This window comes from Eubacterium sp. AF36-5BH (assembly GCF_003460505.1).
GTDB lineage: Bacteria > Bacillota > Clostridia > Lachnospirales > Lachnospiraceae > Eubacterium_G.
Genome location: NZ_QTVG01000001.1, coordinates 295,534 through 313,953, shown reverse-complemented (window position 1 = coordinate 313,953; position 18,420 = coordinate 295,534). Strand labels below are relative to the sequence as shown.

Annotated in this window: 14 protein-coding genes; 13 read left to right on the top strand and 1 reads right to left on the bottom strand. The window is 31.9% G+C overall.

What is annotated here, in order from left to right; genetic code table 11:
- Positions 1-74 precede the first annotated feature (74 nt).
- The 12 genes from DW006_RS01360 to DW006_RS01305 all read left to right on the top strand — a co-directional run bounded on the left by DW006_RS01360 (position 75) and on the right by DW006_RS01305 (position 17,103).
- On the top strand, positions 75-353 hold the full coding sequence (locus DW006_RS01360) for a hypothetical protein (protein WP_117998698.1): 279 nt from the start codon (positions 75-77) through the stop codon (positions 351-353).
- 115 nt (positions 354-468) lie between these two features.
- Positions 469-1,512, top strand: a complete 1,044-nt coding sequence (locus tag DW006_RS01355) for a leucine-rich repeat domain-containing protein (RefSeq protein WP_117998697.1) — start codon at positions 469-471, stop codon at positions 1,510-1,512.
- A 159-nt stretch (positions 1,513-1,671) separates the two neighbouring features.
- The gene (locus DW006_RS01350) at positions 1,672-2,856 is read left to right on the top strand and encodes a leucine-rich repeat domain-containing protein (protein WP_117998696.1); all 1,185 of its coding nucleotides are present in this window, start codon (positions 1,672-1,674) and stop codon (positions 2,854-2,856) included.
- A 119-nt stretch (positions 2,857-2,975) separates the two neighbouring features.
- Entirely contained in the window at positions 2,976-4,688 is a 1,713-nt protein-coding gene (locus tag DW006_RS01345) for a S8 family peptidase (protein ID WP_117998695.1), read from the top strand.
- A 156-nt stretch (positions 4,689-4,844) separates the two neighbouring features.
- Entirely contained in the window at positions 4,845-5,864 is a 1,020-nt protein-coding gene (gene rfbB / locus DW006_RS01340; RefSeq protein ID WP_022164778.1) for a dTDP-glucose 4,6-dehydratase, read from the top strand.
- Between the two features lie 188 nt (positions 5,865-6,052).
- Positions 6,053-8,869, top strand: a complete 2,817-nt coding sequence (locus DW006_RS01335; protein ID WP_158561034.1) for a CDP-glycerol glycerophosphotransferase family protein — start codon at positions 6,053-6,055, stop codon at positions 8,867-8,869.
- Position 8,870: 1 nt separating this feature from the next.
- Entirely contained in the window at positions 8,871-10,157 is a 1,287-nt protein-coding gene (locus DW006_RS01330; RefSeq protein WP_117998693.1) for an ATP-grasp domain-containing protein, read from the top strand.
- Between the two features lie 6 nt (positions 10,158-10,163).
- The gene (locus DW006_RS01325) at positions 10,164-11,258 is read left to right on the top strand and encodes a DegT/DnrJ/EryC1/StrS family aminotransferase (RefSeq protein ID WP_117998692.1); all 1,095 of its coding nucleotides are present in this window, start codon (positions 10,164-10,166) and stop codon (positions 11,256-11,258) included.
- Positions 11,248-12,999 (top strand): glycosyltransferase family 2 protein, encoded by a 1,752-nt coding sequence (locus tag DW006_RS01320; protein WP_117998691.1) that lies wholly within the window; start codon positions 11,248-11,250, stop codon positions 12,997-12,999. The genes DW006_RS01325 and DW006_RS01320 overlap by 11 nt, the downstream gene beginning before the upstream one ends.
- A gap of 2 nt (positions 13,000-13,001) precedes the next feature.
- Complete coding sequence (gene rfbA, locus DW006_RS01315) at positions 13,002-13,877, top strand: glucose-1-phosphate thymidylyltransferase RfbA (protein WP_117998690.1); 876 nt, start codon at positions 13,002-13,004, stop codon at positions 13,875-13,877.
- Between the two features lie 375 nt (positions 13,878-14,252).
- Complete coding sequence (locus tag DW006_RS01310) at positions 14,253-15,989, top strand: proline--tRNA ligase (protein WP_117998689.1); 1,737 nt, start codon at positions 14,253-14,255, stop codon at positions 15,987-15,989.
- Between the two features lie 295 nt (positions 15,990-16,284).
- Complete coding sequence (locus tag DW006_RS01305; protein ID WP_117998731.1) at positions 16,285-17,103, top strand: Cof-type HAD-IIB family hydrolase; 819 nt, start codon at positions 16,285-16,287, stop codon at positions 17,101-17,103.
- Between the two features lie 136 nt (positions 17,104-17,239).
- On the opposite strand, the gene DW006_RS01300 is transcribed toward DW006_RS01305, so the two are convergent.
- Positions 17,240-17,791, bottom strand: coding sequence for a hypothetical protein (locus DW006_RS01300; RefSeq protein ID WP_117998688.1), 552 nt, complete (start codon positions 17,789-17,791; stop codon positions 17,240-17,242).
- A gap of 188 nt (positions 17,792-17,979) precedes the next feature.
- Here DW006_RS01300 and DW006_RS01295 point away from each other — a divergent pair, with 188 nt between their 5' ends.
- Positions 17,980-18,396, top strand: coding sequence for a transcriptional repressor (locus DW006_RS01295; RefSeq protein WP_117998687.1), 417 nt, complete (start codon positions 17,980-17,982; stop codon positions 18,394-18,396).
- The last annotated feature ends 24 nt before the right edge of the window (positions 18,397-18,420 follow it).

The window sequence follows — 18,420 nt, the reverse complement described above, 5'->3', positions numbered from 1 at the left end:
TACAAAAAAGTAGATAATAATCGTATAGAAAAAGAGAAAAGGAAAGTTGCCAACGATTACTTGACACAAACAAAATGGGAAATAAAAATGTTCAATTGGCCGCAAATGACTTAAAAATTCAACACCATGGTATTTTGTCTACATTTAACGATACTATAAAAAGTCAATACACTGATGGATTCAAGGCAAATAGATTTGTTATATCTAATTCGAGAAAAGAACCAGATGCAAATGGAACTAATGGTTGGGGAACAGGTGCTATTGATAGAAATACTTTCTTGAAAAGTAAATATGGAAGTGGTTGTATAAAATCGACAGCATATGGTGCACAAGTATTTACATATATAAATTAAAAAAAGGAAAGTTGAAATAAAAAAGCAAAAAATATAAAAAAACTTTTAATGACTGCAATAAAATAGTATTACATTACGTATAATAGTTAAACATAAAAAGAAGGAGGAGAGGACCATGAAAAAAGTAACTAAAAAAATGTTATCTGTTATGTTGGCATTTGCACTGGCAATAACAGCAACAGGAGAATGGGGGCTTAAGTTATCAGCAGCAGAAACAAAAAATGTTGAGGAACTTACTAACATTGAGAATATGGAAGAAAACGTAACATATACACAAATGTATTTGGACGAAAACTATATTGGACCTATACCTGATATGACAAATTTGAAAAACATTGTTGTATCTGAGGATAATCCAAAGTACAAAGTTGTTGAGGGAGCCTTAGTATCAAAGGACGGAAAGAGATTATATGGTTACCCAAAACAAAAAGAACTTTCAGAATTTACTGTACCTGATACCATTGAAAGTATTTGGAACGGTGCATTTGCAGGAACAAAATTAAGTAAGATTACATTTACAGACAATATTAAGGAAATTAAAGAAGGAGCTTTTGCTTTAACTGAAATTCAGGATGTTGTTATTCCTAAAAATGTGACAAAGATTAACGATGGAACTTTTAGTGGATGCAAGAAATTAAAGACAGTTAATTTAAATAATGTAACTGTTATTGGTGACAATGCTTTTAAATCATGTGAATTACTTGAAAAAATTGACCTTAGTAAGATTAAGAAAATAGGTGAATATGGATTCAGTGGCGCAGGAATTAAATCAGTTAATTTAAAGACAGGCATGAAACTTGGAAAGATGGCATTTGACACAAATGTTAAATTAAACTACAACAAAACTTTTACAAGCATTAAACCATATCTTCTAAGCTACAAGAGATGGAATAAAATTACAGGTGCAAAAGGTTATCAGGTAACAATAAAAGTAATTGATGAAAATGCTCCTAAAAATAAGGTTTACATTAAATCTACACTTAAGGGTAACAAGCTTAGCAAGAAATTACAAAAGAAAGTGCTTAAAGTTAATGCAAAAATTAATGGCAGTGAAATAATTAATTTCCAAGTAAAAATTAGAGGCTATAAACTTAAGAAAAACAAAAAAGTTTATACAAAATGGAGCACATACAGAAGCAAATATGCAGTTGTTGATTAACAAAATTTATTTGCAGGAGAATAATTTCTTAATAGGAGAAAGCTTATTTGCAGATGAATAACTTCTTAATAAAAGTAAGTTTATTTTCAGACGGACAATTTATTAGTAGAAGTAAGGAATATAAAATGAATTTAGTGTAGTAGAGAGGAGGGCTTGAATATGAAGAAGTATATGAAGAAAATAATGATATTTATTTTAGCACTGGCATTAGTTATTGAACCACAGATGGTAAAGGCAAGTAAATATGTGGGCAAGGAAGTAAACATCAACAACTATTTAAAGAATACAGATGACGTGCTTTATTCTAAGCTATATATTGACAAGGATTATACAGGAGAATTACCTGATGGTGACAGCATTGATTCACATTTGAAATATTTAGACAAAGTAACTGTGGCGGAGGATAATCCGAAATATAAATCAATAGATGGTGTTGTGTACTCAAAAGATGGAAAACAGCTATTACTATATCCGGCAGCAAAGAATGAAGAAGGAACTTTTGAAGTACCAAAGGAAGTAACAGAAATCGGGAAATATGCATTTAACGATGCAAAAATCAGCCATATTACTTTAAATGATAATATTGAGAAAATCAACGCATTAGCATTTCGTAAAAGTGAAATTGAAGAGTTTAAGGTACCCGCAAAAATAACTGAGTTAGACGATGCAATTTTCAGTGGCTGCCAGAAGTTAAAAGAAGTTGACTTGAATAATGTTACTAAGGTTGGAGAACTTACATTTCTTGAATGTACAAATTTGAAGAAAGTAGTCGGTGACAAGATTGCAACTGTAGGCGAAATGGCTTTCTATGGAAATCAAAAATTGACAACAATTAATTTAGAAAAAGCAACTGATATCGGTGAGCAGGCTTTTGAAAATTGTGTGGCACTTAAGAAGATTGATTTAAAGAGTGTAAAGACTATTAAAGCAGGAGCTTTCCATAAGACAAAAATAGCCAGTGTCACTTTGAAACCGGGCTTAAAGCTTGAAGAGAAAGCACTTGATAGCACAACTAAGATTAAATATAAGGCGAACTTCAATAAGATTAAACCATATTTGTTATATGGTACAACATGGAATGCAGTTTCAGGAGCTAAAGGCTATCAGGTACAGGTAACAGTTTATGGAAAAACTAAAAAGAGCAAAAAGACTTTGAAGGTTAATCAGAAAGCTCAGTATGTCGGTGCTTACACTAAACTTGGAAAGCAGATAACTGCAACAGCCAAGAAGCTGAAAGTGAAAACAGCAGCTAAGTGCAAAATAAAAATAAGAGCATATAAGTACAAGGGCAAGAAAAAGATTTACACAAAGTGGAGCAAAACTAATGAATTTCTATTTAAATAGAAACATTCAATGGAGCTGTGGCAAATGTAATTTGCCATGGCTCTTTTTGCATAAATATGGATGTATAAATGTTTTTTTAGAAAATATAATGTAAAGAATTATTTATGTAGGGAGTTACAATGGCAGATTGTAGAGAACGTATAATGTCCGAGGAATATGGGGATTATATTGTAGAGTTTGATGGTAGAGGAGAAAATGCAATTGAACAATACAGGGACTACTGTCCACAAATAATTGGGGATAGATATTTTGTAGTAAATGAGAACTTGGAAAACGTAGCCGGTTTTGAACAACGGGACTATCCTTATACGGCAATACCAAAATTGTACGGCTTAATGGATTCTACTTCCGTTTCTGCAACGGGTGCAGTAAGACTGCAAAATCAGACAGGTTTTGAACTGACGGGGAGAGGCGTGATAGTTGGTTTTATTGATACGGGGATTGAGTATACAAATGATGCTTTTAAAAATTCCGTTGGAAGAACAAGGATAATTAATATATGGGATCAAACCGTTAATAGCGGGAATCCACCTGAAGGTTTTTTATATGGAACGGAATATGGTATGGAGGAAATAAACGAAGCTTTAGAAAATGAGAATCCGTTGGAAATTGTCAACCATACAGATGAAAACGGTCATGGAACTTTTTTGGCTGGTGTTGCCTGCGGAAGTTATAATGAGCAGCAGGATTTTATTGGAAGTGCACCGGAAAGTGTAATTGCCATGGTTAAATTAAAACCGGCAAAAAGATATTTAAAGGAATACTATTTAGTTGAAAATGATGAAATCGCTTTTCAGGAAAATGACATTATGCTGGCGGCAGCTTATTTAAGGAGCCTTAGAATTAAATATGATATGCCACTTGTAATTGTGCTTGGACTGGGGAGTGCTAATGGTGATAGGGCAGGAGGAACACCGGGGGCAAGATTTTTAAGCGATTTAGGAAAATACATTGGTGAATGTGTTGTTGTTCCTACAGGAAATGAAAGTAATGAACGTTTGCACTATCAAGGGAAAATCTTAGAGGATGAAACAGACGATGTGGAAATACAGGTAGGTGAAAATGCCAGAGGTTTTGTTTTGGAATTGTGGGCAAATTCCCCGGATATTTTTTCGGTAGGATTTACTTCTCCATTGGGAGAAAACATTCCAAGAATCCCCTCAAGAAAGGGCACAAGTGAGCGAGTAAGTTTCCTTTTGGAAAATACTGTAATTGAGGTTTTTTACAAACTTGTGGAATTCGGTAGTGGAAAAGAACTTATTTTTATGAGAGTGATAAATCCAACACCAGGCATTTGGACCATAAAAGTTTATGGAAGTAATATTCTTAATGGCGAGTTTAATATATGGACAAATTTAAGGCAGTATATGGTTAATGATACTTATTTTCTAAAACCTAATCCTGACACGACGCTGACAGTTCCATCAAGTGCCACAGGAGTTATATCGGTAGGGGGATATGATAATTTTGCCAATAGTATTTACAGCAAATCCGGAAGGGGCTTTACAATTGACGATAGAGTGAAGCCTGACATGGTAGCACCTGCGGTAAATGTTTTTGGACCGACTGTGGGAAGAGAGGCAATACTACAGGGTGGTTTTACAAGAAAAACAGGGACTTCGGTAAGTACAGCTTTGGTTGCCGGTTGTTGCGCACAAATGTTTCAGTGGGGAATGGTAAATGGCAATGATCCTTATATGAATGGAATATCGGTGAAGAATTATTTAATTAGGGGAGCAAGGCGAGGAAGGAATATAGACTATCCAAACAGACAGTGGGGGTATGGCGAGGTGGATGTTTTTAACAGTTTTCTTATATTAACAAGAAGTTAAATGGACTGATTTCAGGTAAAGCAAGAGGAGCAGTTTTCCAAAACAATGTAAGTTATGTGCTTTTTTAATAATGTAAGATGTGTTGCCACTTAATAGTATTCGTGTTAAAATATGAAAAGATTAAAGAGAAAATTATTATGTTTTGGAGGAAATAAAATGACAATTATTGTGACAGGTGGAGCAGGGTTCATTGGAAGTAATTTTATTTTTTATATGTTAAAAGAACATCCGGAAGATAGAATTGTTTGCGTAGACAAACTTACATATGCTGGAAATTTATCTACACTTGAACCGGTTATGGATAATCCTAATTTCCGTTTTTGTAAAATTGATATATGTGACAGGGAGGAGATTTATAAGCTATTTGAGGAAGAACATCCTGATATAGTTGTGAATTTCGCAGCAGAATCACATGTAGACCGTTCAATTGAAAATCCGGAAGTATTTTTAGATACAAATATTAAGGGAACAGCGGTAATGATGGATGCTTGTAGAAAGTATGGAATAAAGAGATATCATCAGGTAAGTACAGATGAAGTTTATGGAGATTTGCCATTAGACAGACCTGATTTATTTTTTACTGAAGAAACACCAATTCATACAAGTTCCCCATATAGTAGCTCTAAGGCTGCAGCGGATTTACTTGTTCTTGCATATCATAGAACATATGGACTTCCGGTGACAATTAGTCGTTGCTCTAATAACTATGGCCCATATCATTTTCCAGAAAAATTGATACCATTAATGATAGCAAATGCGTTGGCAGATAAACCTTTACCAGTATATGGTGAGGGATTAAATGTGCGTGATTGGTTATATGTTGAAGATCATTGTCGAGCAATTGATTTAATTATTAGAAATGGTAGAGTAGGCGAGGTTTACAATGTAGGTGGTCATAATGAAATGAAGAACATAGACATTGTAAAAATTATATGCAAGGAGCTTGGAAAACCTGAAAGCTTGATTACTTACGTTACAGATAGAAAAGGGCATGATATGCGCTATGCTATTGATCCAACAAAAATCCATAATGAATTAGGTTGGCTTCCTGAAACAAAATTTGAAGACGGAATTAAAAAGACTATTCAGTGGTATTTAGATAATAAGGAGTGGTGGAAGACAATTATTTCAGGTGAATATCAGAATTATTATAAAGAAATGTATGAGAATAGATAACATATAATAAGAAATATTAAAGGATTAGCGGATACTACAAAAGAATCTGCTAATCTTTTTGCCTTATAGGAGCGTTGGTCATAAACTGATATTGGTCATAGTATAATATACATCATTCATTGGGTTATAACCTGGCAACATTGTAAACAATGCTAAAATATGGTATAATTCATTGGATATGTGCTTATATGCGTATTAAAAAAGATAATAAAATAGAAGTGGGAAGAAGAATGATTAAGAGAGTAATTAAAAAGGTTTACTTAAAAATAATAAAAAGTAAATTTGGTAGAAAATTAAGAGAAAACTTGATGCCACACTTAGTAGCATACATTGAAAATGAAGATATTATTATTGAGAACAAAAATAGCAAGTATTCTCAATGGACATTTATTTGGGGAAAAGCTAACAATAAAGTCGAAAGTGAAAATGGTCAGGTAAGACTTAGTTTAAACAATAGCACTCTTAAATTAGTAAGAAACAATGATTTTAAAGCATTGGTTAATGGATATTCAAAAACAGCATCTTTTGAAGGTGAAGAATTAGATAATATAGAAGTAAAAGATGCAGTTTTAAAGATTAGTGGAAAAACATACAATAAAGCTGATGATGAATATGTTTTAATTGAATTTTCAACATTAGAAGATGCATTGGAAATTAATACAAAAATTTATGCGCTTGATAACAAATCAAATAACATTAAGTTCGTATTAGTAGATAAAGAGTATAATGTTATTTTTGATAAAGATTTAACTGGAAAAATAAATCTAGATAATTATGCTGAACTTTTTGAAGAATATGGTGAATTACAGGTTGTATGTATTGGAAATGGAATTTATTATCCTGTTAGCACAACATCCATAACAAATAATAAGATGTCTGTAAGAGAAGAGTTCTCGAAAATATATATTTCTTCAAATAATAACAATTATAAATTTGAACCAAGTAAATTAAAGGTGAAGATACAGAATATAAAGCCTGCATACAAATATATTGAAAGAATTTCATATGAGGCAAGTGATAACAAATTCATTATCAACTTCAACAAAGATGCAAAAAAATGCGACAAGTTTGTTTTGTACATTAAAGCATTAAAAACAAATGATAGAGAAAAAGTTGCAGAGTACAAAATAGGACAGCAAATAATAATTGATAATGTAAATGAATTCTTAAATAGAGAAATAAATTTAATAGACAGATATATATTTGAGTTTGAGATATATGGAAAAAATAGTAAGAAATTAGAAACAAACTGGTTAAAGTTAGTTCTACCTAAAACAAGAAATGTAGAAGATTACGTATTATCAGAAGCATATGGCAATGTTCTTACTTTTTTTGACAGACAGATTTTGTTAATTAGCAATAAAGATAATCAATATATTTATGGCGAAAAGTATGATTTTGATTTAGGTACAAATACCTTTACCTCTGATTGTAATGTAGAAGAGAAAAACGGAAACATTGTTTTGAATTTTAAGGTATGCTCACTATTATCAAAGATTCAAAGAATACATATCTATTTAACAGACAATTATTCAAAAAATAGTATACAAATTGATAATATAGCAATAGATAACCCTGAAAGAATTGTTGAGGGAAGTGTTATTATTGATATGGACAAGTTATTGCCATATTTGTATTATAATGCAAGATTAAACTTCAGATTGGGTGTAGAATACGTTGGTGGATTTAAGGAAACAGGATTTTTAGTTAAGAAATTCGCTGATTATTCAACAAAAGAAAGATATTTATATATTAAAGAATTAGATCAGGGATTAGTGATGGCGTTTTATTTAGGTGAAAATCAATATAACTTAAATATATACTATACGTCAAAGGACGAATGTGAAAAAGGAATTAGATTCCAAACAGGCAGAGAAAAGTATTTTGAAACTTTAAAGACAGAGGAAGTTGACGAAAAGCTGATTTTCTTTGAAGCAAATTTAGGAAAGAATTATACAGGAAATCCCAAATATTTATACGAATATATGATAAGTAATCCAAAGTATGATGGATATAAGTATGTATGGGCATATCCTGATACTGATAGCAAAAATATACCAGGCAATGTTACTTTGGTAGAAAGAGGAACTTCAGAATATTTCTATTATTTAGCAAAAGCAAAATATTGGGTAAATAACATATTGTTCCCTGTTAAAAAGAAAAGAGAAGAAACAATTTATCTTCAAACATGGCACGGCACACCACTTAAAAAATTGGGATTTGATATCGAATGCGAGGGACCTGAAAAACAGGCTTTTGGTAATTTGTATAAAGAAAGTCAGAATTGGGATTATTTCTTAGCAGACAATGACTATGGTGCTGAAAAGTTGGTTAATGCTTTTAGATTTAAGAAAACATTAATTAAGGAAGGATATCCTATAAATGATATCTTTTATAATGATAAGATAAAAGATGCTGCAGTAGAAAGACTGCATAAAGATTATCCGGCAATAGAAGGAAAGAAAGTAATTGTTTATGCACCAACATGGAGAGACTTACAGGGAGATTATGTAAGAGGTTATGACTTTGAATTACCATTTAATGTGGAACAGTTGTATGAAAAGTTTGGTGATGAATATGTAGTATTAGTGAAACTGCATCATTTAATTGCTGATAGCTTAGAAATAGATGATAAGTACAAAAACTTCTTATTAAATGTTAGTGGTGAAGAGGATATTATGCAATTGTTATGTATAGCTGATATTTTAATTACTGATTATTCAAGTGTATTCTATGATTTCGCCAGTGCAAAGAAACCTATCTTGTTCTATGCCTATGATTTAGATGAGTATATTAATGAAACAAGAGGGTTGTATGTGGGAATGGATACATTACCAGGACCAATATTGCAGGACAATGAAAGTTTAGTAAATGCAATTGAAAATATTGAACAATATGATTATGAACATGATAGTAAGTTACGTGATTTTTGTGATGAAATGGCAAAATATTGCGATGGACATTCATGTGAAAAAGTATTAAATATAGTTTTGAAAGAGGATTAAGATGATTAATGTTTTAGTGTTTCCATGTGGTTCTGAAATTGGCTTGGAAGTCCATAATGCTTTAAAATATGATAAACATATTAACCTGGTAGGGTTAAGTTCAGTTTCATCACATGGACGTGTGGTATACAAGAATTACATAGAAGGAATTTCCTTTATAACAAGTGATACTTTTATGGAAGAACTTAATAAAATAATAGAAGATAATAATATAGATGTGTTAATTCCTGCGTATGACGATGTAATATTATATTTATCAGAGCATAGAGATGAACTAAAGTGTAAACTTGCCACATCAAATAAGACAACTTGTGATATTGCAAGATCCAAGAGAAAAACTTATGAAGTTCTACAGGGAGAATGGTACATACCTGAGACATTTAAAGTGAGTCAGATAACAGAAAAGGATTTACCATTATTTGCAAAACCTGATATTGGTCAAGGATCACAGGGAATAATGCGAATAGAAAAAATGGAAGACTTGAACCAGCTAAAGGGAAAGGATGATGAATACATTATTTCTGAATTATTGCCGGGACAGGAGTATACCGTTGATTGTTTCACGAACCGTAAAGGAGAATTGGTTGTTGCATCAATGCGAATGCGAAAAAGAATAAAAACCGGTATTAGTGTAAATTCAGTAATTGTTGAACTACCGGCAGAAGTGAAACAAATAGCTGATGCAATCAATGAAAAAATTGTATTTGACGGCGTATGGTTCTTTCAGGTAAAACTAGACAGAAACGGTCATTATAAATTGCTTGAAATGGCACCAAGAGTAGCCGGAAGTATGTCTACAAGCCGAGTTAGAGGATTTAATTATATTTTAAATACTGTATATCAGCTTATGGGTTATGATATTAAAGCAATTGATAACTTATTAGATTATGCAGAAGTTGACCGAGCATTATCTAATAAATATGTATTGAATATTGATTATAATTATGTGTATATGGATTTTGATGATACGATAACTTATAAGCAGACTGTTAATACAGAAGTAATGGCATTTATTTATCAATGTTTAAATAAAAACAAAAAGATTAAGCTTTTAACACGTCATGCAGAAAATATTCACGAAAGTTTGCAGAAATATCATATAGATGAAACTATATTCGATGAAATAATTCATATAAAAGACGAAACATTAAAAAGCGAGTACATAAAACATAAAGATGCAATATTTATTGATGATGCATTTAGAGAGCGATATGATGTTTCAAAAAAATGTAAAATACCAGTTTTTGACTTAGACAGTGTGAGTGCTTTAATTGATTGGAGGTATTAATTAATCATGGAAAAGATATTTGTTACCAGACCGGCAATGCCTGAATATGAGGAATATGCAGAAGAAATAAAATCTATATGGGAAACAAAGCATATTACAAATTTCGGACCTAAGTATCATAAGTTTATAGACTTATTGAAGAAAAAATTTGACTATGAAAATATAGATTTACAGTGTAATGGGCATATGACTTTACAAAATATTTTGTCATGCATAGAGCCAGGGGAAGTGATTACAACTTCTTTTACATTTGTTTCTACGACATTAGCAATTGTAAATTCAGGTCATACACCTGTTTTTTGCGATATTACTAGGGAAGATTATAATATTGATGTTAATAAGATAGAAGAATTAATAACACCTAAAACTGTTGCAATCGTTCCTGTTCATGTATATGGTTCTCCATGTGATGTAGAAAAAATTCAGAAAATTGCAGACAAGTATAATCTAAAAGTGGTATATGATGCGGCGCATGCATTTAATGTTCAGGTGAATGGAACTGATATTGGAAAATTTGGAGATGCTTCTATGTTTAGCCTTCATGGAACAAAGGTATTTAATTCTGTTGAAGGTGGAATGGCTGTTTTGAAAACCAAGGAAATGTTGGATGAAATTGTTTCCAGATCTAATTTTGGTTTGTCAAATGGTGAAACAATTTATCAGGGAGTAAACTCAAAGATGAATGAGTTTGTTGCAGCAATGGGTGTTGTTAATATGGGACACCTTGAAGATAACATTGCAAAAAGAAAACATATTGTAGAAGTTTATGATAGAGAATTAGCTGAAGTAAAACAGCTTGTTCTACTTAAAAAGAAAGAGAATGTTAAGTATAATTATGGATATTATCCGATAGTTGTAGAGGGTGATGAGTATTCAGCCGATGAGTTAACTGAATATTTACAGAAATACGAAATTTACCCAAGAAGATATTTTTACCCGGCAATAAATGACATGCCGTTGTTTAAAGATTACAACGAAACACCTATTGCAAGGGAAATATCTAAGAAAATATTATGTATACCTCTATATGCTGATTTAGAAGAAGAACAGGCATTATTTATATGTAGTAAGATAAAGGAGTATTTTCAGAATGGAAAATAAAGTAACACTTTCGGTGGTAGTATTAAGCTATAATAATGAACAGTATTTGGAAGATTGCTTAAGCTCTATTGAAAGACAGGGAATTGATTCATATGAAGTATTTGTTATAGATGACTCAAGTACTGATAATTCAGTGGAAGTTATAAAAGAATATATTAAAGATAAGCCACAGTTTAATCTTATTGTAAAACCAAATTCAGGTGGTGCTATTTCTTCACAAATAGGGATAGCAAAAGCCAATGGTAAATATTTAGCATTAGTTGATTCTGATGATATAGTAGCAGATGGTGCATACAAAAAACTTATTGCCAGAATTGAACAGGATGGCTCAGATTTTGCATCAGGCTTACCAATGAAATTAACAAATGCATTTATGAATACTTTTTTAATTTCACCAGATGAAAATAATGTATTTGTAGAAAATAGAGTTCTTTCTACTGATGAAGAAATAGAAAATTTTACAAATCAGGTTTTTTATTGGAATGCTGTGTATAAAACAGATTTCTTGAGAAGTAACCATATAGAAATGCCAGCAAATCTTCTTATAGCTGATAGAATATTTGTGTATAAAGCAGCTATGAGAGCAAAAAAAATTAGTGTTTTGACAGATGTCGTATACTTTTGGAGAAAAAAGAAAAACGATGAAAAAATTTCATTAACAGACCAAACAGCAGAATATCATATGATATCAGATAGATGTGATTCATTTCAATCACAGATAAAGCTAAGTATACAGGATTTTGAGAAAAATCTTGATTATAATAAAGCTATATGGGAACATAGTGTAATTCGATTGTACTATCCGCTGTATAATCTTGCAGATGAAGAAAATGAAGAAAATACATATCAGGATTTTGTTGATGCCTGTAACCGTTACAGATTTTTCCTGATGCAGTATAAAGCGTTCTTTATACATTTACTGGGAAACTCTGATATGCCGGTTACTACAAAGTATATAACAGATAGAATTTTTGCAAAAAGATATAAGCAGATTTACAACTTTATTCGTGAAAAGAAATGGTTTACCGACTTGAATGTAAAGACACTTGAACCTTATGTATATAACAGTGTGTTGAGAAGTAACAGTATTTTGTCTGTAAAAGGCATTTCAAATGAAAATGATAGAATATATATTGATTTGCAAATTTATGTTGGATTAGAAGATAAAGAAAAAATCTCTGTTGAAAATGTATTTGTATATACCAGATATTTTAATCAGAAGAAGATAGAGTTGCCATATAATGAGGTGGATAGAAAGGTAGACATAACAGAGTTGCCTTGCTCAACATACGTTCTTAACACAATTTGTATAAAGGATGAAGAAAAAACTTATTACACTCCAAGACTGACAGAAGAACTTGCAAAAGTAACAACATTAACAGTTGGAGATAAGATTATTACTTTCAATTCAAGATATTCAATTCTGACTATTCAGCAAAAGAACAGATTTACTCTTTTGAAGGATGGAAACAAATATTTATTGGGAGTAAATAAGTCAGAAGATATAAAGAAATTATTTTTCTTCAATATTGAAAATAATAAAAAATATGATGTAACAAAGGAAGGAGATTTTTATACTTTTAGTAAGGAGAGTCTTCAGCCTGGAGATAATATTTTAATGTACGAAACTCAGGATGGTAATTATACTACAGTTAGAAAACAGGAAATGACAAATAGCAATTTGGATAAAGATTTGTTTGACGAAGTTATAATTAGCGGAAGAGTGGAAATTGAGGTGTAAATATGAAAGGTATAATTTTAGCAGGAGGAAGTGGTACAAGACTGTATCCATTAACAAGTGTTACAAGTAAACAATTGTTACCAATTTATGATAAGCCAATGATATATTATCCATTGTCAACATTGATGTTAGCTGGAATTAAGGATATTTTGATTATATCAACACCAGAGGATCTTCCTAATTTTGAAAAATTATTAGGTGATGGAAGTCAGTTCGGAATTAACTTATCATACAAAGTTCAACCATCACCGGATGGGTTGGCGCAAGCATTTATTATAGGTGAAGAATTCATTGGTAATGATAGTTGTGCTATGATTTTAGGGGATAATATTTTCTATGGTCATGGTCTGGTTAAAAGACTAAAGAAAGCATATGAAAATACTGGAAGAGCTACAATTTTTGGATATTTAGTTGATGATCCACAAAGATTTGGAATTGTTGAGTTTGATGATGATTTGAAGGTGGTTTCGTTAGAAGAAAAACCTGAAAATCCAAAGTCAAATTTTGCAATAACCGGCTTGTATTTCTATGATAATACTGTTGTAGAAAAAGCAAAGAGAGTTAAACCAAGTGCAAGAGGAGAATTGGAAATAACTGATCTTAATAAAATGTATTTAGAAGAAGATTTATTGGATGTAGAACTTTTAGGACGAGGTTTTGCATGGCTTGATACAGGTACAGTAAGTTCTCTTTTAGATGCAGGATTATTTGTAAAGCAGATAGAGAGCATACAGGGAATAATTGTATCATCACCGGAAGAAATTGCTTATAACAATGGTTGGATAAGTGATGAACAATTACAGAATGCAATTGAAAAATATGGAAAATCTCCATATGGTGCTCACTTGAAAAAAGTGTTAAACAAAGAAAAATTTTAATGTTGTAAAAGAGGGATAGAACTATATTCAATAGTTTTATCCCTTGTTTTGTTTACAAATTATAAATATGAAAAAGAGAAGAGGAACGGGAGATAACTTTATTAAAGTGGTGTAATTTGTTTGTAAAGTATATTTTTTATCTTTTTACAATTAATAGTATTTTTCTGATAGCAGGATATAGTCCACTTGGAAAATATTCTGTAGCATATGGTATGGTTCCGTTTATAAAAAATTATGTGAGTGGAAACAATATTGAAAAGTAAATAGTATCATAATAATACATAGTAATGTTGATTTTTTAGGTAATATATATTAAAATTATTTGGTTAGTGGGCTTATGTCTGCTAACCAAATTTTATTGTTAGGAGAAAAAAGATGAAATTATCAAAATTAGTGGGAGACAGATTTAAAGAAAGACCTGCGGGCTGCTTAATTGACAGTCATGCATTAATGGTAAGAGGTGGATATATTAAAAACGTAGCAAACGGTATTTACTCACAGTTCCCGCCGATGAAAAGAATTTCACAGAAAATAGAGGCAATTATCAGAGATGAAATGGACAAAATTGACGGACAGGAAGTTTTGTTCCCTGTTGCACTTCCAGGTTCACTTTGGGAAGAGTCAGGAAGATATGAAAGCGTTGGCTCAGAATTGTTAAGATTCACAGACAGAACAGGAAGCAAGATGGTTCTTGGTATGACTCATGAAGAGGCATCAGTTCAGTTAGTAAGAGAATATGCCAACAGTTATGCAAAATATCCATTTATGATTTACCAGATTCAGACAAAGTTTAGAGATGAAGCAAGACCTCGTGCAGGACTTATTCGTGTACGTGAATTTACAATGAAGGATGCTTATTCATTCCATACATCACAGGAAGATTTGGAACAGTATTATCAGAAGTGCTATGATGCATATAACAGAATTTTTGCAAGATGTGGTATTCCTGAAGTAGCTGTTGTAGCTTCAGATTCAGGTATGATGGGTGGTAGCCTTTCACATGAATATATGTTATTAACACCGGCTGGTGAAGATTCAATTGCTATTTGTCCTGAATGTGGATACAGTGCCAATGTTGAAGCAGCACCAAGTATCGTTCATAACGAAAACAAGCTTCCAAAAGAAGAAATGAGAGAAGTTGAAACACCAGGTGTGGGAACTATTGAAGATTTATGTGAATTCTTAAATATTCCTGCTGAAAATACCTGCAAGGCTGTAGTTTACCAGAAAAATGAAGATGACAGCTACATAGTTGCATTTATCAGAGGTGACTTAGACATAAATGAAACAAAATTGGTTAATGCATTAGGATGTGACATTCACCCTGCTGAAATCACAGCAGATTGTGAATTAAATGCAGGATTTATCGGACCTGTTGGTTTATCAGATAAGATTACAGTTTTATTTGACAATTCATTAAATGGTGTTGATAATTTTGCAACTGGTGCAAACAAAGTTGATAAGCATTATGTTGGATTTAACATTGAAAGAGATTATGGCGAAGTTGAATATTTAGACCTTGCAAAAATTACAGAAGGTGGAACTTGTCCTGAATGTGGCAAGCACACAATCACAATTTCAAGAGGTATTGAAGTTGGCAATATTTTCCAGCTGGGAACAAAGTATTCAAAGGCAATGAATTTCAAATATACAGATGAAAATGGTGAAGAAAAATATCCTATTATGGGATGTTATGGAATTGGTGTAGGTCGTATGGCAGCTTCAATTTGTGAAGTAAGACATGATGATTACGGTCCAATTTGGCCAATTACAATTGCCCCATGGCAGGTTCACCTTTGCTGCTTACGTTCAGATGATGCTGAATGTAAAGAATATGCTGATAAGTTATATGAAACATTACAGAACAAGGGAATTGAAGTAATCTATGATGATAGAAAAGCAAGACCTGGTGCAATGTTCGCTGATGCAGATTTACTTGGCGTACCTGTAAGAGTTGTTGTCAGCCCACGTAACTTAAAAGAAAATGCTGTTGAAATCTCAACAAGAGATAAGCAGATTGACAAGCAGAAGACACCAATGGACGATGCAGTTGCAGAAGTTGAAAGAATTATTAAGAAATTAACAGACGATATTTACGAGCATGTAAAATAATCGAAATGCTAAATAAATTAAATTTCAAAAAAATTAATTTTGGAATAAGATTCAAAACAGAATCTAAAACAAAGCTTTATAACAAAAATAAAAATAGAATTTAAAAAAGAACTTAAATTAAAAATCCTTAGGATTAATATTTCATTTATAAGAAGTATTTAATCTTAAGGATTTTTCACTGTTATAAGTGAAAATGAGCTACTTATATCGGGCTTTTTAGAGGAAGAATTTGTTGCTAAAATCTGTGACAAAATTGTATAATTATACAAGAATGGACAGAAAGGAGCAAACAATTATGCGTAAATATAAAATGATAGCCTTTGATATGGACGGCACGCTTCTTAACTCACAAAAGAAAGTACGAAAAGAAACTTTAGATGCAATCAATAAGGCTTTTGATGGGGGAAAAGAAGTTATTTTATGTACAGGTAGAGCGTTAGCTGAACTGGAAGAGTATATAGAATTAATTCCAAGAATGAGATATATGGTTATGACAAGTGGAGCAATTGTCTATGACATAAAAGAAAAGAAAGATATTTATGCAAATGAAATTTCAGTTGAGATAATGGACGAAATTTTAAATTACATTAAGGATAAAGACATTATGCCTCAAATGATTACAAAAGAATCCATTGTTCAGAAAAAAGATTATGAGCATATGGAAGATTTCCACATGGGAATATACAAGCCAATGTTCAATGAAGTGGCGGTGAAAGTAGAGAATATGCTTGATTTTTACAATGACAATAAACAACCGGTTGCAAAACTGAATCTTTACCATACAAGTAGTGAAGACAGAGAAGAAACAAGAAAAGCCATAGAAGGGTTGGACGTTGTGTTAGCAAATGCAGAGACAACTTCCCTTGAAGTTTCAGCTAAGAATACAACAAAAGGCTTGGGATTGCAGAAATTGTGCGAGCATCTTGGCATATCAATAGATGAAGCAATTGCTGTAGGCGATGCTGATAATGATTTAGATGTTTTAAAAAGAGCAGGCCTCTCAGTGGCAATGGGAAATGCTAATGACAATGTGAAAAAAATAGCAGATGTAGTAGTTGAAGACTGTGACCATGATGGTTGTGTGCAGGCAATTGAAAAATATCTGCTCCTTTAAGCTCTTTAATGCTTAGTAAAAATTGCGTGAGTGCTGAGAAACAAAGATTTGGAAATATAAAACCCCGTTAGTTGGATTTTTAATCTAACCATCGGGGCTTTATTTGAATTTGAGAAAAATCAAAGATAAATTTTTTCTAATAATGCTTGCCTGCCCATTTACCTTTTTTCTTGTTAGGGTTTGCCTTTTTGATTTTTTGAGTACCGGTTGTAATGGAACCTAAAAACATTGCTATTTTTGTCATGTTGTCTCTGTAAGCTTTTTTGGCATACATAAAATAAACGACAAATACGCAAGCAATGACTGCTATATTGGCACGTTGGTCTTTAAGACCGATAAATAAACCAATGATGGCAATGTAGCAAAGAATAATAGTAATATTAAAAACAGGAGACATACGAATAACTCCTTTAACAGATGTTTTGCCATCCTTTTCTACAATCTTTCCTGTAAAAACTTCTGTAATTGGTGCAAAAAAGTTTTTGTGCTCTACGCCATCTTCATAATATGCAACAATTTTTTTCTTATCACTGTTGTAGGATAAATGGATTCCTAACTGGTTTTTATCAAAATCACCCACATCCCATAGGGTATAAGCTTCATCGCCATCTTTGTAATAATTGGCTTTTTTCAAATTATTTTCCACTTTAGTAACAGGAAAATTTGAACTTAACCTTACAAATTTCATAGTTGTTGTCCTAGAATACTATTTTTAGTATTATTGTCCTTTCGTAAAATATAACAATATTATATTACAATATAAAACAAAATACAAAATGAAAATCTTTTTCAAATTCATTGACTTTTTATAGACTCAAGAGTAAAATAAAGAGGCTAAAATGAAAATAGTTTTCAAATTGGTAAAGGAGTGTTAATATGGCAGGAAAATATAAAACAAAACAACAATCTGCTATTTTAGATTGCTTGAAATTACAGGAAAAAGAATACGTAACAGTTACAGATATAGAAAAATATTTAAAAGATAAAGGTTGTGCTGTAGGGCTGACGACCATTTACCGACACTTGGACAAAATGGAAAAGGATGGCATTGTTGCAAGGATTAATGTGGAGAAGCAGCAGGGAGCCTGTTATCAGTATGTAGAAGAGGGCAAAAATCAGGATTGCTTCTATATTGAATGTGAGAAGTGTGGACAGGTTACGAAGATGTCATGTCATCATTTGGCAGAGTTATATAATCATGTGAATGCTGACCATCATTTTAATATTAATCCAAGAAAGACAGTGTTTTATGGTAAGTGCGACAAGTGCTGTATGAAGGATGAGGAAAACTAAATCGTATGAAAAGCAAGAAGGAGC